The 16888-nt window shown below is 64.9% G+C and carries 15 protein-coding genes and 1 tRNA gene; 4 read left to right on the top strand and 12 right to left on the bottom strand.

All coding sequences use genetic code 11. The features are described 5' to 3' along the window. Positions 1–16: 16 nt before the first annotated feature. Entirely contained in the window at positions 17–859 is an 843-nt protein-coding gene (locus QYQ98_RS06770) for a GDSL-type esterase/lipase family protein (RefSeq protein WP_302007716.1), read from the bottom strand. A 706-nt stretch (positions 860–1565) separates the two neighbouring features. Between QYQ98_RS06770 and QYQ98_RS06765 the strand changes: the two genes are divergently transcribed. Then, on the top strand, positions 1566–2024 hold the full coding sequence (locus QYQ98_RS06765; protein WP_302006122.1) for a PaaI family thioesterase: 459 nt from the start codon (positions 1566–1568) through the stop codon (positions 2022–2024). 49 nt (positions 2025–2073) lie between these two features. On the opposite strand, the gene QYQ98_RS06760 is transcribed toward QYQ98_RS06765, so the two are convergent. Beyond that, positions 2074–2146 (bottom strand) — tRNA-Thr (locus QYQ98_RS06760). A 99-nt stretch (positions 2147–2245) separates the two neighbouring features. Further along, the gene (locus QYQ98_RS06755) at positions 2246–3391 is read right to left on the bottom strand and encodes a DNA polymerase III subunit delta' (RefSeq protein ID WP_302007715.1); all 1146 of its coding nucleotides are present in this window, start codon (positions 3389–3391) and stop codon (positions 2246–2248) included. Positions 3392–3685: 294 nt separating this feature from the next. Between QYQ98_RS06755 and QYQ98_RS06750 the strand changes: the two genes are divergently transcribed. Next, positions 3686–5212 (top strand): adenylate/guanylate cyclase domain-containing protein, encoded by a 1527-nt coding sequence (locus QYQ98_RS06750; RefSeq protein WP_302006121.1) that lies wholly within the window; start codon positions 3686–3688, stop codon positions 5210–5212. A 37-nt stretch (positions 5213–5249) separates the two neighbouring features. On the opposite strand, the gene topA is transcribed toward QYQ98_RS06750, so the two are convergent. Next, positions 5250–8147: a type I DNA topoisomerase gene (gene topA / locus QYQ98_RS06745; protein ID WP_302006120.1), complete on the bottom strand. Its 2898-nt coding sequence runs from the start codon at positions 8145–8147 to the stop codon at positions 5250–5252. A gap of 211 nt (positions 8148–8358) precedes the next feature. On the opposite strand from topA, the gene QYQ98_RS06740 reads away from it, so the two are divergent. After that, positions 8359–8994 (top strand): DedA family protein, encoded by a 636-nt coding sequence (locus tag QYQ98_RS06740; RefSeq protein ID WP_302006119.1) that lies wholly within the window; start codon positions 8359–8361, stop codon positions 8992–8994. Positions 8995–9139: 145 nt separating this feature from the next. On the opposite strand, the gene QYQ98_RS06735 is transcribed toward QYQ98_RS06740, so the two are convergent. Continuing rightward, positions 9140–9343, bottom strand: coding sequence for a cold-shock protein (locus tag QYQ98_RS06735; protein ID WP_076598122.1), 204 nt, complete (start codon positions 9341–9343; stop codon positions 9140–9142). Between the two features lie 169 nt (positions 9344–9512). Here QYQ98_RS06735 and QYQ98_RS06730 point away from each other — a divergent pair, with 169 nt between their 5' ends. Further along, positions 9513–11891, top strand: coding sequence for a DEAD/DEAH box helicase (locus tag QYQ98_RS06730; protein WP_302006118.1), 2379 nt, complete (start codon positions 9513–9515; stop codon positions 11889–11891). Between the two features lie 3 nt (positions 11892–11894). On the opposite strand, the gene QYQ98_RS06725 is transcribed toward QYQ98_RS06730, so the two are convergent. From QYQ98_RS06725 to QYQ98_RS06695, 7 genes are all read right to left on the bottom strand, one after another. Continuing rightward, a complete protein-coding gene (locus tag QYQ98_RS06725; protein WP_302006117.1) occupies positions 11895–12260 on the bottom strand; it encodes an Rv3654c family TadE-like protein in 366 nt (121 codons plus the stop codon). Beyond that, positions 12257–12571: a hypothetical protein gene (locus QYQ98_RS06720; RefSeq protein ID WP_302006116.1), complete on the bottom strand. Its 315-nt coding sequence runs from the start codon at positions 12569–12571 to the stop codon at positions 12257–12259. The genes QYQ98_RS06725 and QYQ98_RS06720 overlap by 4 nt, the downstream gene beginning before the upstream one ends. A 10-nt stretch (positions 12572–12581) precedes the next feature. Further along, entirely contained in the window at positions 12582–12767 is a 186-nt protein-coding gene (locus QYQ98_RS06715) for a DUF4244 domain-containing protein (RefSeq protein WP_302007714.1), read from the bottom strand. 189 nt (positions 12768–12956) lie between these two features. Continuing rightward, complete coding sequence (locus QYQ98_RS06710; protein WP_302006115.1) at positions 12957–13553, bottom strand: type II secretion system F family protein; 597 nt, start codon at positions 13551–13553, stop codon at positions 12957–12959. Next, on the bottom strand, positions 13550–14329 hold the full coding sequence (locus QYQ98_RS06705; protein WP_302006114.1) for a type II secretion system F family protein: 780 nt from the start codon (positions 14327–14329) through the stop codon (positions 13550–13552). Before QYQ98_RS06705 ends, QYQ98_RS06710 begins: the two co-directional genes overlap by 4 nt. Then, entirely contained in the window at positions 14326–15456 is a 1131-nt protein-coding gene (locus QYQ98_RS06700) for a TadA family conjugal transfer-associated ATPase (protein ID WP_302007713.1), read from the bottom strand. Before QYQ98_RS06700 ends, QYQ98_RS06705 begins: the two co-directional genes overlap by 4 nt. Before the next feature lie 4 nt (positions 15457–15460). Next, positions 15461–16585, bottom strand: coding sequence for a hypothetical protein (locus QYQ98_RS06695; RefSeq protein WP_302006113.1), 1125 nt, complete (start codon positions 16583–16585; stop codon positions 15461–15463). Positions 16586–16888 lie beyond the last annotated feature (303 nt).

Below are 16888 nucleotides of genomic sequence, written 5' to 3'. Positions count from 1 at the left end.
GGTAGCGAAATAATCGCTAGGACGCTGCGAGAATCCGTCCCATGTGGGCGTGGCCGCGCTGTGTGGCGTGGATCGGCATGTTGCCGGGGCCGGCGTAAAAGTCGATGAGACCCGCGAATTCACGTTCGCCGTCGCGCGCGCACATGCCGTTGTTGCGGGTGTCCGGCTTGAAATCGACGAACTGAGTGCCAGTCGCGCGCGCCAAATCGACGTTCATCCACTGCGCGAGGTTTTCCCAGTAGCTCACTTCCGGCATCGGAGTCGCGTCGTACATATTCGGCCCGATGTGGAAGAGGCAGACGCGGTCGCCCCCTGTGATGGTGGGGTACCCCACGATTTGGATGCGCGCGTTCGGCGCTGCCCGGCGGATCTTGTCCACCTGTGGGCGCATGTAATTCACGTAGTCGCGGCGAATCTTGTTCGGGTCTTCACCACGGTGGTTGTAGGTGTCGTTGAAACCGACCTGCAGCACGACACGCTTCGTGGCACCGTCCAAGCCGCGTTCGCGCACTGCGCGGTCGATCTGAGCCGCGATATTCGGGCCGCGGGAAATGGTCACCGCACCGGGGCAAGAAAAATCGCGCGGCTGCAGACCGATGTGGCGGGCGGCTTGCATACCGAAGTTATTGGGGCTTGTCGGGCACCAGCGTGCCGGATCGGGCTTACCGTTCGGGTGCAGGCCGACCCGTGCTTCCAGATATTCCAATGACGGGGCATCGGCGACGACGGAGTCGCCGAAAATGACCATGTTCCCGTTGGCGGCGCTAGCCTGCTGGGCGGCCGAACCGGAAATCATGCCCACGCCGATCAGGGCGGCGGTGACGAAGGCGGTGACCCGACGGCGGGTGCGGGTGAACATCATCCATCAACTTTCTGTAGGTTGCTGTGCTGGTCTCGGTCGTTTTGCGCGCTATCCACTTTCAAAGCGGCGTAAACCGCCTCACATTTACGTGGTCGGCTTCTCCCAGAAGATCGTTACACCGGCAACGACCACACAGGAAACATTAACCACTTTGGCAACTCTCGTCACCTTTTCGGCTGTTTCATTTAACGAAGTACCGTCTCCAAAACGATGACCATGTGATGCCCCTTACAAGAATCAGATGACCATGTGATGCCCCTTACAAGAATCACCAGTACGGATAATCGGAACTAGAACAATCGGAACTATGTGAAGGATCTTCATGGCGAACTAGACCGGCTACTCCCCCCATTCAACGTGTCGGCGCCTTCGTCGAGCTCGCCTCATTGATCGCGCGTCGCAAGATCTTCAGCTTAGAAGGCGACCCTGGGGGTGTTCCTCCGCGGGTTCGGCGATCTTCCGCGCTGGGGCATCACCGCCGCGCTCAGTCGAGTAAGGATCCTGCTGCTGCCCCGAACGCACCGCCCTTATCGATGACTCCGGTCTCTCACCTACCGTCAAACCCGCGATGCCTCACGCACACTGGCCCGGCGTATAGTTTGAGAGGCTCGTGATCTGGCCCACAGATTCTTGCTCCGGCCCAAGGTCGCGCAGACAACGAACTATCCCGAGACACTTAACCGATTTATTTTAGGAGCAAGCAGTGGCTCACTTTTCGGCACGACAGCTCAAGTATTTCATGCAATTCTGGCCTCCACTGTTCGGAGCCGGTGTGAAGATCGAGGAATTCACCGACGACGGCACCCGCGTCGTGGTCAGCCACAAACCGAACATGCTGACCAAGAACGCCATGGGCGTCGCATTCGGCGGAACCATGTCCGCCATGACCGACCCGTTCTTCATGCTTGCCTCCATGCACCGCCTGGGCAAGGACTACAAGATTTGGGACACCGCCGGCGAAATCCAGTTCATCAAACCCGGCCGCGGAAAAATCACCGCCGACGTGCGCATCCCCGATGAGACCTACGAACTCATCAAAGAAAAAACTAAGAACGGCGACAAATACCTCCACTGGTTCGAGGTGGACATCACCGACGAGGAAGGCGACGTTGTCGCGCACGTGCGCCGCCAGGTGTACTACCGCCTGAACCAGAAGAAGTAGCGCACGACGAAACCCCAGCTAAAACAGTGTTTTAGCTGGGGTTTAGCGGAGCCGCCTGCGAGAATCGAACTCGCGACCTTCTCATTACGAGTGAGATGCTCTACCGACTGAGCTAAGGCGGCCGGATCTGCGCAAATGCGCGTCGTGTTCCGAGGGGATAGCTTAATCGACGAGTGCCCCCGCACAAAAATCGCAGGCGGAAGTATGCTTTCGGGCATCGATCAGGTGGCGCCGCAGGCCTGCCGGATGCGTCCGAGCATCCCGTTGAATGCAATCACGGGTAGCACGGACTGGTCGAGGCGCTCGCGGCATTGGGCGATCGCGTCGAGGCATTCGGCCAGCCCTGCCAGGTCGACACGCCCGGCAATGTCCCGCGACAGTCCTTCGTAGTCGGGGTGGATGAGCTCCAAGCCGCTGCCGGCGCCAATCACCATGGCATCGCGGTAGATACCGGCGAGGTCGACGAGGGTGAGATCGAGGACGTCGCGAAGCCTCCTTGTGCCGCGCGCTTTCTGCTTGGCTTCGAGTTCTTTCAGCGACCCGGACGTGCCCTTCAGCGCTCGCGCTGCGCCTTTGCCTTTCGCGCCCATGCCGAGGGCGTTCTCGAGTTTCTCGCGCTCGGCCTCGTCCGCTTCCGCATATGCATCTTTCGCCTCCGCATCGGCAGACTTGACCAGCGCAGCGACCGCCTGGAATGCCTGATCACCATGAAAGACCAGCTCAGCTAGGTTGATGGCGCTCGAACGCCGCCGCTGCGCCGCCTCGCTTTTCACCAGCCGCCGCGCGCGCCCGACATGGTGTAGCGACGTCGCCGCCGCCAGCCGCGCATCACCTTCCGAGGCCCCTTCCTCACTCACGAGCAACCGCACGATTTCGCTTGTCGACGGCGCCGGGATGTACACATGCCTGCACCTCGACCGCAGCGTGGTCGAGAAATCCTCCGGGTCTGTGGACGGAGCGCACATGATGATCACGGTGGATTCAGGCGGCTCCTCGACGGTCTTGAGGAACGCGTCGGCCGCCGCCGCGGAAAAGCGGTCTGCATCGTCAATAACCACGACCCGCCACTTCCCAACCGAAGGCAACCGCGCAGCCTGCTGGATGATTCCGCGCACAGTGTCCACTTTGATGCCCAATTCCTGCGGCACGACATGTACGACATCGGTGTGCGTCCCAGACAACGCGTCACGGCACGCCTGGCACCGCCCGCACCCGATCTCATTAGGATCGGTACACATGAGCGCAGCCGCGAACGCCAATGCCGTCGTCGAGCGCCCTGCGCCCGGCGGGCCTGTGAAGAGCCACGAGTGCGTCATTGCGTGCGGGTCCGCTCCCTCCACCCCGCGCGCGGCAGCAGCCGCGGCCATGATCACCGAACGCACCGTGGGAATGTCCGCGAGGCGTTCAGCCACGCTCCGAGCCGCAGCGTGTTGGCTGTAAGTCGGCGGGGTCGGCGCAGATGCCGAATCAGTCGGATCAGTCGGGGCGGTCACGCGCTACAGCCTACTGCGGAGCCCGGACCACCGGCCACGAACCGCACGCTTCCCCTAACACGTACCGGCAGCAGGATTGTCAGAACACCGGTACTCGGTCGACGGCGGTATTCAGACAGCACCGGTATTGAGACATCGCTGCCCGCGGGCCACGTAGAGTGATTGAGCGTGAACCGATTTTGGCACGGCCTCCGCTGGCTCATGGGAACCCCATGGCCCCTTTATGCCTCTGTGCTGCTGTTCACAAACGTCGCCAGCGCGATCGCCATCATGGCGTTCGTCCGCTACCTCATTCCGATGCCGGAAGCCCGGCAGCTCGGCAAGGTCGCGGCGGGCTTCGCCCCTGTCGGAATCGTCTATCTGATCTTCGCTGTCATCGTCGGCGGCCTCGTCTCATATGGGCTTTTCCGTTCGGTGCTGCGCTACCAGCGCAACCCCGACGACGTCGACCCGTATGTAGTGCGCAATCTGGTGTTGCGCATCCCAGTACTGCAGACGCTGGTGGTGGCCATCATCTGGTTCATCGGAATCATCATTGCCACTGCCGCAGCGTCGCGTGTCACCGGCAGCCTTGCCCTCGTGGTGGCGGTGTCCACGCTCATGGCCAGCCTGGTCACATGCGTGCTCACGTACGTCCAGGCGGAGCGCCTCGTCAGGCCGATCGCCGCCGACACACTTTCGCAGCGCTTTGCGGACACCACCTTGGAGCCGCCGATCAAACAGCGCCTATACATGACGTGGTTCATGACATCGGGTGTGCCGCTCATCGGCATCCTGCTTCTCTTGGCTGCGCAGAGCAACGGCTTCTTCGATAACACGCCGGGCGAGCTGATGCCGTCCGTCTCCGCACTTGCGTTGACCGCGATCATCACCGGGATGGCAGGCACCGCCTTCGCCACCATGAGCGTCGTCGACCCTATCAAGGAGCTGCAGCAAGCGATCAACCGCGTGCGCCGCGGTGAGACCGACACCCAAGTGGATATTTATGATGCCTCCGAGCTCGGTGTCCTTCAGGCTGGTTTCAACGAGATGATGCGCGGCCTGAATGAACGCCAGCGTGTCCGCGACATCTTCGGACAGTATGTGGGCAGCGAGGTCGCGGCGAAGGCGCTCGAGGAGCAGCCGGAGCTCGGCGGCGAAGACCGCAAGGTCGCGGTGGTGTTCGTCGATGTCATTGGATCGACCAACTTCGCTGTGAACCACAGCCCGGTAGAGGTTGTGGACGCGCTGAACGCGTTCTTCGAGATCGTCGTCGACGTCGTGCACCGCAACAAAGGTGTGATTAACAAGTTCGAGGGCGACGCGGCACTCGCCGTGTTCGGCGCGCCGCTCGCTCTCAACGACTCCACATCCCACGCCCTTCAAGCCGCTCGCGAGCTGCGACAGGATCTGCGCGGCCTCGAGCTCGACGCAGGAATCGGCATCGCGTCGGGCCACGTCGTCGCTGGGCACATCGGCGGCCAAGACCGCTTCGAGTACACCGTGATCGGCGACGCTGTGAACACGGCGGCACGTCTCACCGAGCTGGCCAAGGACTCCCCCGGACGCGTTCTGACCAACCTGTCCACCCTGAAGGGCGCCAACGAGGTGGAGAAGGCCCGCTGGACCGTCATGAAGTCCATTGAGCTGCGCGGCCGCAACAAGATGACGCAGCTGGCCCGCCCCGTGCGCGCCACCATGGCAGACAAGTACTAAGCCCGCCCCACACACGGCGCTGACGTTGCAGGCCGCGCTATTTCTCGCGCGAGCCCGCCTTGACCACGCGCTTCGTCGTCTGCGCCGGCTTCTTAGCAGCGCGTTTCGACGCCTTTTTCGCGGTCTTCTTAGTGGTCTTCTTCGCTCCGCCGGCACCCTCTTCGGCTTCGCGGGCACGGCGGGCGGACAGCAGCTCGTTGGCGCGCTGATCGGTCATTGTCTCCGGGGTGTCGCCGCGCTGGAGGGACGCGTTGGTCTCGCCGTCGGTGACGTACGGGCCGAAGCGGCCGTCCTTGACGGTCATGGGCTTGCCGGAGACGTCGTTGTCGCCGAGCATCTTCAGCGGCGGCTTGGCTGCGGCGCGGCCGCGGCGCTTGGGCTCGGCGTAGATGCGGCGCGCCTCGTCCAGGGTGATGGAGAAGATCTGGTCCTCGTTGGCCAGGGAGCGGGAGTCGCTGCCCTTCTTCAGGTACGGGCCGTAGCGGCCGTTCTGGGCCGTGATCATCTCGCCGTCGGCTGGGTCTTCACCGACCTCGCGTGGCAGTGAGAGAAGCTGAAGCGCCTCATCCAGGGTCACCGACGACGGCTCCATGGAGGTAAAGAGGGAGGCGGTGGCGGGTTTGAGCTGTTCGTCGATAAGCTGCTCGATCCGCTTTGCTTTCGCGGCGGTGGCGGTCTTGGTCTCCCAGTTCTTGGCGCGCTTGCCCTCTGCGGCGCGCTGGGCGTCCTCTTCGGCGCGCTCGGCGGCGATGATCTCCTCGGCGCGGGCCTTGGCGGTGGCGCGCTCGTCGTCGCGCACGAGCTCGGTGACGTACGGGCCGTAACGGCCTTCCTTGGCCACGACCGTGCGGCCGGAGGCAGGGTTCTCACCCAGCTCGCGGCCGGTCGGCGGGGTGGCGAAGAGCTTCTCGGCCATCTCGCGCGTGACCTCGTCCGGGGTCGTCGATTCCGGGAGGTTGGCACGCTGGTATTCCGGCTCCCCCTCGGCGGTGGTGCCCACCTGGCGCTCCAGGTAGGGGCCGTAGCGGCCGACGCGCACGTGGACGGGACGGTCCTCGTCGTCGCGGAAGAGCTCGAGCGAGTTCACGCGGCGGGCGTCGATGGATTCGAGGTTGTTCTCGATGATGGACTTCAACCCACCCCGGCGCGCGATCGCCTCGGCGGTGGACTCGTTGGCGTCGGCGTCGCCGAAGTAGAAGCCGGTGAGCCACTGGGTGCGGTTCTCGTTGCCTTGGGCGATCTCGTCGAGCTCGTCTTCCATCGACGAGGTGAACTCGTAATCCACCAGCGCGTCGAAATTCTGCTCCATGAGGCCGACCACAGAAAACGCCACCCACGTGGGCACGAGGGCGTTGCCGCGCGGCGCGACGTAGCCACGGTCCTGGATGGTCTTGATGATCGACGCGTACGTCGACGGGCGGCCGATGCCCAGCTCCTCCATTTTCTTCACCAGGCTGGCCTCGGTGTAACGGGCCGGCGGGTTGGTGGAGTGGCCGTCGGCGGTGACCTCGCGGGCAACAAGGGCGTCGCCTTCCGCGAGCTGCGGCAGGTGCTTTTCCTTATTGTCCTGCGTGTCAGAGTAGGCGCGCAGCCAACCGGGGAATGTGACGGTGCGGCCGGAGGCGGACAGTTCGACGTTCTCGCCGCTGGTCGCCTGACCTGCAATGGTCGCGGTGACCGAGGTGTCGCGCGCGTCTTCCATCTGGGAGGCGACGGTGCGCTGCCAGATCAGTTCGTAGAGCTTGAATTCCTCGGCGTCCAGCGACCGTGCGAGCTCGCCGGGGGTGGCGAAGCGCTCGCCGGCAGGGCGGATCGCCTCGTGCGCCTCCTGGGAGTTCTTCACCTTGCGGTCGTACCGGCGCGGGGCGTCGGTGACGTAGTTCGCGCCGTACAGCTCGCGGGCGGCATTGCGGGCGGCGTCGAGTCCCTGCTTGGACAGGGAGGTCGAGTCCGTACGCATGTAAGTGATGTGGCCGTTCTCGTACAGGCGCTGCGCGATGCGCATGGTGCGGGCTGACGTGAAGTGGAGCTTCGCGCCGGCGGCCTGCTGCAGCGTCGATGTCATGAAAGGCGGGTACGGCCGGCGGGTGTAGGGCTTGGACACCACATTGGTGACCGTCATGTCTTGACCGGTCAGAGCCTCCGCGAGGGCGCGGGCGTCCTGCTCGTCGACCACCACGAGCTCATCGTTTTTGAGTTTTCCGCGGTCGTCGAAGTCTTTGCCCTGGGCGATGCGGGAGCCGTCGATAAGCGTGAGCTTGGCGTCGAACGTCTCGGAATCGCGGGCCAGCGAGGCGGTGAGGTCCCAGTACTCGGCGGAAATGAACGCCATCCGCTCGCGTTCGCGCTCGACAATGACGCGGGTGGCCACGGACTGGACGCGGCCCGCAGACAGACGCGGCATGACCTTCTTCCACAGCACGGGGCTGACCTCGTAACCGTAGAGGCGGTCGAGGATGCGGCGCGTTTCCTGCGCGTCGACGAGGTCCATGTCCAGCTCGCGCGTGTTTTCCGCGGCCTCTTTGATGGCGGACTCGGTGATCTCGTTGAACACCATGCGCTCGACCGGTACCTTCGGCTTGAGCACCTCGAGCAGGTGCCACGCGATCGCTTCACCCTCGCGGTCTGGGTCTGTGGCGAGCAGCAGCTTGTCGCTCTTTTTCAGCTTGTCCTTGAGGTCGGCGACCTTTTTCTTCTTGTCGGTGCTGACCACGTAAATCGGCTGGAATTCAGCCTCCGGGTTCACGCCGAGCTTCGCCCACGGCTCTTTCTTGTACTTCGCGGGAATGTCCGCGGCGCGGCCGGGAAGATCGCGGATGTGGCCCACAGACGCCTCGACGAAGTAGTCGTCGCCCAGGTATTTCTGGATCTTCTTCGCCTTCGTCTGCGACTCCACAATGACCAGGGTCTTGCCCTGTCCGTTCTGCTCAGCCACGCCGGGTGACTCCTTAAATATTCGCGTCAACGATTCTCTCAAAGACAACTACCACTATTTTCTCGGCAGCGTAAACGAGGGGTAGCGCTTTTTCGCTTATCGACGTTAACACTGCCCTCCCCCACCACCGCCCGCCCCACTACACTTTCCGCAAGAGGTCGAGTCCCGCACGCGCCGGGCTTGACGCCGCAAACACGGAAGGACAGCAGCTGTGACAGAAGTAGTGGACTCGCTGGTCGGGTTCTTGGAGCAGCTCATGACCACACCGGTGTTCTACCCCCTGTTGAGCCTGCTCATCACCATCGATGCGCTGTGCCCTCTCGTGCCGTCAGAGACTGTTCTGAACCTCGCCGGCGCGTTCTCCGGCTCCCAGGGAGTGCCCGATGTCCGGTGGATTATGGCGGCGGCCGCGATCGGCGCGATCATCGGCGACAACCTGTGTTTCATGCTCGGCGGCCGCCTCATCCGGGTGGTCAACCAGCTCGACCCGGACTCCCGCGCCGGAAAGACCATCGAGTGGGTGCGGTCGAATATGAATAAACGCGCAGGGGTGACCATTATTGTGGCCCGGTTCTTGCCGTGGGCTAGGTGGGTGGCCACCATCGTGCTCGGCTCCGTGCGCTACAACTGGTTCCTGTTCTTCCTCTACGACACCATCGGTGTGATGATGTGGGTCACCATCGGTGTCGGCGTGGGATACGTCGGCGGGGCGATCATGTCCGATTACCCCCTGCTAGCCATGGTGGTCGGCGTGATCCTCGGCTCTTTGGTCGGTTTGGCCATTCAAAAGCTGCAGACGAACATGGCGGAGTGGAACGATGTCAGGCGCGGTGTGTCCGTCATCTGACGGTGCTCCGGCAACGCGTTGGATGTGGGCACTGTGTGCGATGTGGGCACTGTGGGCACGGTGCGCAAAACCCCGGCTCCTCCACGCCGCTTAAACGGCGCCGGAAAAGCCGGGGTTTGTGCTAGTGCGAAAGTACGCGGGGTATTTAGAGTGCGCGGACTTGCTGCGCTTGCGGGCCCTTGCTGCCCTCACCGATCTCGAATTCCACCTGCTGGTTTTCCTCGAGGGTGCGGAAGCCGCTGCCCTGAATCTCGGAGTAGTGGACGAAAACGTCGGCGGAGCCGTCGTCGGGAGCGATGAAGCCGAAGCCCTTCTCAGCGTTGAACCACTTCACTGTTCCAGTAGCCATTGCGATTAAAACCTTTCCTATTTTCCGGCTTCTGCCGGTATTTCTCGGTCGTGCTGGCAAAACTCGCGAGCACCCCGTGAAAGGCGCACACAAAATCTGCGACCACTGATTATCTTGCCATGATTTATCCTTTTACGTCGGACGTGGAATCCGCAGGAAGGGAGATCGTATGGCTCACGCAGGGTCGAATGGCTTCGCTAGCGAGCTTATCGACGGCCTCACCCGCGCCCTCCCCTCCGGCACCCTCACCCACGTGCGGACGGTGCCGGCTTCCCCCTCGCGGACAGCTCCGTGGCCGGAGTGGGTGGACACCGGTCTCCGGGAACGGCTCGTGGACTCAGGCATCCAGAACCTATTCATCCACCAGCGCGAATGCGCCGACCTAGCCTGGTCGGGGCGCGATGTCGTGGTGGCTACGGGCACCTCATCCGGCAAATCCCTCGGTTACCAGCTGCCGGTGTTGAGTGCCATGGCCGCCGACCCCACCGCCTGCGCCCTCTACATCACCCCGACGAAAGCGTTGGGATCGGACCAGCTGTTGGCGGTCGGCGACCTGATCAAAGGGCACCCGGCGCTGTCGGGGCCGAAGGGCATCAACCCCGCGCCCTACGACGGCGACACCCCGACCGAGGCCCGGGCAACCATCCGGGAAACGACCCGCTTCACGTTCACCAACCCGGACATGCTGCACGCGGGGATCCTGTCTTCGCATGTGCGGTGGGCCCGGTTCCTGCGGCACCTGAAATACGTTGTGGTGGACGAGTGCCACACGTACCGCGGTGTCTTTGGTGCGAATGTGGCGCTGGTGCTCCGGCGCCTCGACCGAATTGCTCGGGCTTACGGCGCGCACCCCACATTCATCTTCGCGTCAGCCACGGCCGCGGACCCGGCGGCGCACGCCCGCCGCCTGTGCGGCCGCGATGTCGCCGCAGTCACCGATGACGGCGCCCCGACAGGCGAACGCACCTACGCACTGTGGGAACCCGGCTTCATCGAAGGCGCCGAGGGCGTAAACGGCGCCCCCGTCCGCCGCGCCGCCACTACTGAGGCGGGAACCATGATGGCGGACCTCGTCGCGGCGGGTGCCCGCACACTCACTTTCGTGCGGTCGCGCCGGGCCAGCGAGACAGTAGCCATGCGCGCCGCAGAAGACCTCGTCGCTGCCGGCCGCGCCGACTTCGCACGCCGCATCGCCTCCTACCGCGCCGGGTACCTGGCTGAGGACCGCCGGGCGCTCGAGCACGCCTTGGACAACGGCGACCTGCTCGGCATGGCCACCACGAACGCCCTCGAACTGGGCATTGACGTCGGAGGGCTCGACGCCGTGGTCATGGCGGGCTTCCCTGGCACCGTCGCGTCGTTCCGGCAGCAGGCGGGCCGTGCAGGACGCCGCGGGCAGTCGTCGCTGGTGGTTATGGTCGCACGCGACGATCCCATGGACACCTATCTCGTGCACCATCCCGAAGCCCTGCTGGATAAACCGGTGGAAAACAGCGTGTTCAACCCGTCGAACCCGTTCATTCTCCGCGGCCACGCCTACTGCGCCGCCGTGGAGAAGCCCCTCACCGACAGAGAGGTTGAGGAGCTGGAGGCGCAGGATGTTGTCGTCGAGCTCGAGGCGGCAGGGCTGCTGCGTAAGCGGGCGCGCGGCTGGTTCGCAGTCCCCCAGATCGACAGCGACATCTCCCCAGAGACAGCCCACGGCTCCGTCACGCTGCGCGGCGGGACCGGCGAGCAGGTAATGATCGTCGACGCGACTGACGGGCGACTGCTCGGAACAATCGATTCCGTGCGTGCCGCAGCGCAGGTCCACGACGGTGCCGTGTACATCCACCAGGGCGAATACTTCATTATCGACGAACTCGACCTGGACAGCTACATCGCACTCGCTCACCCGGAAGTGCCGGACTACAGCACGATGGCGCGCTCCACGACCGACATCGCCGTCATCGGTGAAGCGCATGAACGCAGCAACCCCTCCCCAGGACTATGGGTCGCGCGCGTCGACGTCGAGGTCACCGACCGTGTCACGGGCTACGTGGTCACGCTTGCCGACGGCACCACCTCCGAACACATCCCCCTCGACCTCCCCGAGCAGAAACTGTTCACCCGGGCCGTCGCCTATACCATCGACCCTCTCGCGCTGGAGAAAATGGGTATTACGGCTGGTGACATCCCCGGCACCCTGCACGCCTCCGAACACGCCGCGATCGGTCTCCTTCCGCTACTGGCCACCTGCGACCGGTGGGACATCGGCGGCGTGTCCACCGCCCTGCACCCCGACACGATGCAGCCGACCGTCTTCGTGTACGACGGCCACCCCGGCGGGGCCGGCTTCGCCGACGAGGGGTACGCCCGTTTCCACGAGTGGATCTCCGCGACCTACGAGGCCGTAAAGTCCTGCGGGTGCGCTTCCGGCTGCCCATCGTGCGTGCAATCCCCAAAGTGCGGCAACGGCAACCAGCCGCTGGACAAAGCCGGCGCGCTGAAACTGCTCGGAGCTCTGACCGCGATGACTGCGGGCATGTCCGCGGACGTGCCGGAGTGACACTTAAATCGGTCCCGCTTTCGCCACCGCCTCACCTCTGCCGGCTGTCGCTGCGACAACGACATCTGCGCCGGTGATCCGGCAATCGGTGACCGCGGCGCCATTCAGCTCCGCTGTCTCGCCAGCCGCGTCGCAGGCGTCGCCCCCGGTATACAGTGCGGTGGCCCCAGCGACCGCCGCCAAGTCGGCGGCGACCTGGGCACGGTGGGTGTCGGCCACCCGGCTTACCACCGCCGCAACCACCAGCGCCAACGCCACCACAGCAGCGATGACGCCGGCGGACAGGACGGTGGCGTAACCGCGGTCGTCGATAAGCGGGCCGACCCGGGCGGTGCGGGCAGCTCGGGTAGGCCGGGAAGGGGCAGTCACGGTGCCTCCACGGGAAACGCGGCGGAGGCGGTCATCGCCCGGACGGGGGCCGGGACCTGAGCTGTCACTCGAACCACCCCCGCCTGTTCCGTGACGGTCACGGTCACACCGGCGCGGGGCGGCTCGTAGGACACGCCGATCGCGTGGGAGCGCGCAGCCGCTCCGGCGATGTCCACCGCCGCGATGTACGACCCCAAAGTGGCAATCCCCGCCACGATCGCCGCCGCCACCGTGACCAGGACGGACAGGGCGAGGGCGGCTTCGATGGTGACGGAACCGCGGTCGTCGATAAGCGGGATGAACCGCGACATAGCTGACCTGTTAGGACGGGCGGTTGGACAGCGCGTCGGTGATGATGCCCTCGATCGCGTCCACCACACCGTTGCCGTTGATCACCATGTACAGCACCGCGGCAAGCGCTGCCGCCGCGAGGCTACCCATGGCGTATTCGATCGTGCTCATCCCATCGTCCCTGCGCAGCGCCGCCGCTCGCGTGGCCGCCTCGATGTAGAGGCGGGTAAGGAATTCGTTCACGGAGTTGGTGGAGGTATTGGTGGAGGTAGAGGTGCTGGTTGTGGTGATTGCTGCAGTCATGGTTGTTCTCCTTGATGCGTGTTCGTTGATTGAATAAGCGGGTCACTGCGGATAGTGGGATGTGTGCTTAACTCGTTTCTGGTGTGCTTCTGTACTGCCTCCTTACTGCCCGCCGAACATCTGCGACCCCAAACCGATGACCACGGGAGCGAGCCCGAGGACGAAGAAAGCCGGGAGGAAGAAGGCGGCGAGCGGAATACTGATGAGGACCCCTGCGCGTTCGGCTGCGGCAGTCGCATCGTCGGCCGCTTCCTCGCGGAGCTTGGACACGATGCGGTCGCATCCGTCGGCGACAGCTGAACCGGACGCGTGCGACAGGGCGACAAGGGAAGCGAGTTCCTCGCACCCGGGGACGCCATCCATCACGGACCACGCCCGTTCTGGTTCGACCCCGAGCTCGTAGAACGCCACCACCCGCCGCCATTTCAGGGCGAGCGGAGACCACTCCCCGCTTCCAGCGCCCATGCCGTAGCTATCGGCCACAGCCCCCGCCGCAGCGGAGACGGTCAACCCGGCGCGGAAGCACGCGGCGAACAGTTCGATATCGCTGGCGATCCGGTGTCTGTCGGGCGGCCCGTCGCGCGGGGTCTTCGATCTGGCCTCGCGGGTGGAGGGTTCCGGGGTGAGACGGTAGTGCGGCTGGGCACCGGGCAGAGCTAGTGCGGCAGCGAGGAATGCAGCGGCGGGAAGACTGATCATCCGGCGGCCCTCCCGATGATGAATTGGGAAGTGTAGAACCCGGCGCACACCAGCAAGGTCCCGCCAAGCAGCAGAAGGCTGCCGAGCCCGCCGCCGGTGAGCCAGGCCACGGGGCGGGCGCCCATGGCCTGGCCCATGAGGATCCCGGCGAGCGGCAGGACGGAGAGGACGACGGCGGTGGCACGCGGCCCGGCGAGAGCGGCGGTGGTGGCGTGGCGGTGACGCAGGTCGTTGTCAATGCGGGAGCGAGCCCTGTCCAGCAGATCCGCCATGGGAATGCCGAGCTGGGAAGACAGGAGCCAGAGGGAAGCGACGTCGCGGAGCTCGTCGACAGGCGAGTCGGCCAAGATCGCAGCCCCGTTACCACCGCGGCGGGCATGGGCTGCGGCGCGCTCGAGTTCGCGGACGAGGTCGACGGGAGCGTCGTCCGGCAGCTTCTGCACAGCACGCTCGCACGCTTGCGCGACTGTGGACCCGGCACGCAACGCGGCCACGAGGTGGCCGAGGTAGGTGGCCGTCCATTCCAGGCGCGCGGCGGCTGCTTTTGCCCGACGCGAACGCACAACGGTGTGGGCCGCCGTCCCACCGGCAGCACATGCAGCGAGGACGACGAAGAGCCTGCCGGTCGCCAGGATGACCGGCACTGCCGCCGCGGACGCCACGGGCAGCAACGCAGACAGGTTGACAGGGCGGTCTACCACGCCGACGCGCCGCGCCGGCTGCGCTGGCGGAATCGCCAGAGCAGCGGCCGTGAAAATCGGGACGAGGGACATCATGCGACCTCCAGCTCTTCCAGCAGGGCGCCGTAGCCATCGCCCGGCCCGGCATCGGCATCCCACACCACGCGTGGCACGACCGGATTGGATTCGAGCACCCCGATCTGCTGCACGCGTCGAGTGCCGTCGCGCCCGCGGCGCATCACTACGACGACGTCGACAGCAGCTGCGAGCTGCGAATGCAGCGCCTCACGGTTCAAGCCTCCGAGCACGGCGAGCGCCTCCAGGCGCGCGGGCACCTCCCCGATCGAATTTGCATGCACCGTGCCCGCGCCACCGTCGTGCCCGGTGTTGAGTGCGGCAAGCAGATCCACGACTTCCGCACCGCGGATCTCCCCCACCACAATCCGGTCGGGCCGCATGCGCAGTGCCTGCCGCAACAGATCAGCAATGCTGATCTCGCCCGCGCCCTCTGCGTTCGCGCCACGGGACGTCAGGTTCACCACGTGCGGGTGCGCGGGTGTCAGCTCTACGGTGTCCTCGATCGCCACAATCCGCTCGTTCGCTGCGACCTCCGCCAGCATCGCAGCGAGCAGCGTCGTTTTGCCCGTTCCGGTTCCACCGACAACAAGAAAGGCTTTCCGCTTATCGATGATCCCCCGAAGCACCGCCGCCCTTTCCCCGTCCACACCCCCCGAGGCTTGGATCTGGTCCAATGTCGCCGTCTTGCTGCGCAGCACCCGAAAGGACATGCAGGTCCCGCAGTTGGCAGTCGGGGAAAGGACGGCGTGGAAGCGGAGCACGGTGCCGTCGTCACGCGAAAGATGCCCGTCGGCGAAGGGTCGGGCGTCGTCGAGCCGGCACCCGCAACTGCTGGCCAGCCGTGTCGCAAGCCGCCGCACCTCGCTTTCCCCGCTGAGAGTGAACGAGGCGCGCTCGAGACCACGCCCGCGGTCGAAGAAGATGCCGTTCGGCCCGTTAACGCAGATGTCGGTGACGCCGTCAAGCGCGAGGAGCTGCTCCAAAGCACCGATCCCCACCGTTTCATCCCGCAGAGCCCGCATGATGTCCAGCACGTCGAGGTCGCTGATCACCACCGCTTCCTCGCGGATGAGCGCCGCGAGCTCCGCCGGAGTGTTTTGGTTGGGTTCCTCAGCAAGACGCCGCTGTACCTTCGCCATGATCATCGCTTTATCCATTGGCTGCCTCCAGCACTGCCTCGGCTGCCGCCGCGAGTGAACGTGGCAGCCGTATCGGGAGCCCGGCGACCTCCGTCTCACGCACCAACCGCGACAGGTGCTTGACCTCGGCGACCACTTCCGCACCAGCAACCCGCTCGACTTCCGCAGTGCTCATCCCCGACCATCCCCGGCGACGCACAATCAGTGACACCGGAGTGTTGGTCGCACGGCTCTCCGCGCTGATCAACGCCGCAGAAGCAGCTGCCCGCACCTCCGCCGGAACGACGATGAACGCGTGGTCGCATCTGTTCGGCAACGCATCGGGCGGCGCGTCCACCACGGTGAGACCGTCTGCGCCCAACACCGTGGTCACCCGGTCCACATCCGCAGGCAGACCACCCGGTTGCCCCGCCGCCGCGGCTACTGTGGTGCGGGCTCCCGTCAAGACGGCAATTCCGTCTGTCGTCCGCGGCAATGCTTGACGCAGTTGAGCCCTATCCACGCTGCCTTCCCCGATGTCGATGTCACCCCACCGTGCGCCGACCACTTCTTCCACCCCCAGCAGTAGGTCCAAGCCGCCGGAATAGCGGTGGGCATCCACCACCACGGGGTACGCATCAGGCGACGCCACCCGCGCCACGGACGCAGCCAACGTCGATGTCCCCGCGCCACCTGCGGCACCCACGAACGACAGCACCGTACCGACGGACCCGATCGCACTACCGCCGTCGCCCGCCCTGCTCCCGCGCGGTCTGCCTCCCGACTCCGCTGCCTGCGCGCTGGGTGTGTGCCGCTCCCGCGGCCCTGCGAGAGCTAACCGGCCCAAAGCTTTCAACAGCTCGGCGGCCTGTGCGGGAAGAATGAACGCATCCGTGACTCCGTCCACCTCCCCGGGCACCTCGCTGGATTCAGAACACACGAGGAATACTCCGTCACGGCGAGGCAGAGGGTCGAGGTCGGATGCGCGAGCGGTATCGATGAACACCGCAAACGCGCGTGAATAATGGCGCACGAAATCATCCGGCCCCTGTGAATCGATGATCGGCCGGCCCGTTGCCGCGGCGAGATGAGTGGCCTCCGGGTGCAAGAGCGCATCCCCGACGGCGATGAGAATGGGTGCAGTATCGCTGGTCATGGCTTCACCATCGCCGAACACACGGGCCGTACTCAAGGACCGCTCTGCGAACCTGTGGATAACCCCCGTTTTAGCGGACGCGTCACCAACGCGCTGTGGATAACCCCGAGAAAAGAACCGCCTAACCGCAAGAATCCGGCTGCGAAACCAGCGGCTAAGTCACTCACATAGCCACAGCACCCCCTCCGGCCAGGAACCAGAAAGACGATCCTCCAACAGAGAACAAGCCTTTAGCAGAGAAAAAGGGGCGGCCCGCGCTATCGGGGGGTGCGCGGGCCGCCGTAACCCGGCCACAAAGGGGGG

The organism is Corynebacterium sp. P3-F1 (assembly GCF_030503635.1).
Lineage (GTDB): Bacteria > Actinomycetota > Actinomycetes > Mycobacteriales > Mycobacteriaceae > Corynebacterium.
This window is presented reverse-complemented; position numbering and strand designations above follow the sequence as displayed.

Excerpts from the sequence above, each read along its gene's own strand:
- QYQ98_RS06770 (WP_302007716.1), bottom strand. The coding sequence starts at position 859 with ATGTTCACCCGCACCCGCCGTCGGGTCACCGCCTTCGTCACCGCCGCC.
- QYQ98_RS06695 (WP_302006113.1), bottom strand. The coding sequence starts at position 16,585 with ATGACCAGCGATACTGCACCCATTCTCATCGCCGTCGGGGATGCGCTC.
- QYQ98_RS06735 (WP_076598122.1), bottom strand. The coding sequence starts at position 9,343 with ATGGCTACTGGAACAGTGAAGTGGTTCAACGCTGAGAAGGGCTTCGGC.
- QYQ98_RS06755 (WP_302007715.1), bottom strand. The coding sequence starts at position 3,391 with ATGGCCGCGGCTGCTGCCGCGCGCGGGGTGGAGGGAGCGGACCCGCAC.
- QYQ98_RS06720 (WP_302006116.1), bottom strand. The coding sequence starts at position 12,571 with ATGTCGCGGTTCATCCCGCTTATCGACGACCGCGGTTCCGTCACCATC.
- QYQ98_RS06710 (WP_302006115.1), bottom strand. The coding sequence starts at position 13,553 with ATGATCAGTCTTCCCGCCGCTGCATTCCTCGCTGCCGCACTAGCTCTG.
- QYQ98_RS06730 (WP_302006118.1), top strand. The coding sequence starts at position 9,513 with ATGGCTCACGCAGGGTCGAATGGCTTCGCTAGCGAGCTTATCGACGGC.
- QYQ98_RS06700 (WP_302007713.1), bottom strand. The coding sequence starts at position 15,456 with ATGATCATGGCGAAGGTACAGCGGCGTCTTGCTGAGGAACCCAACCAA.
- QYQ98_RS06705 (WP_302006114.1), bottom strand. The coding sequence starts at position 14,329 with ATGATGTCCCTCGTCCCGATTTTCACGGCCGCTGCTCTGGCGATTCCG.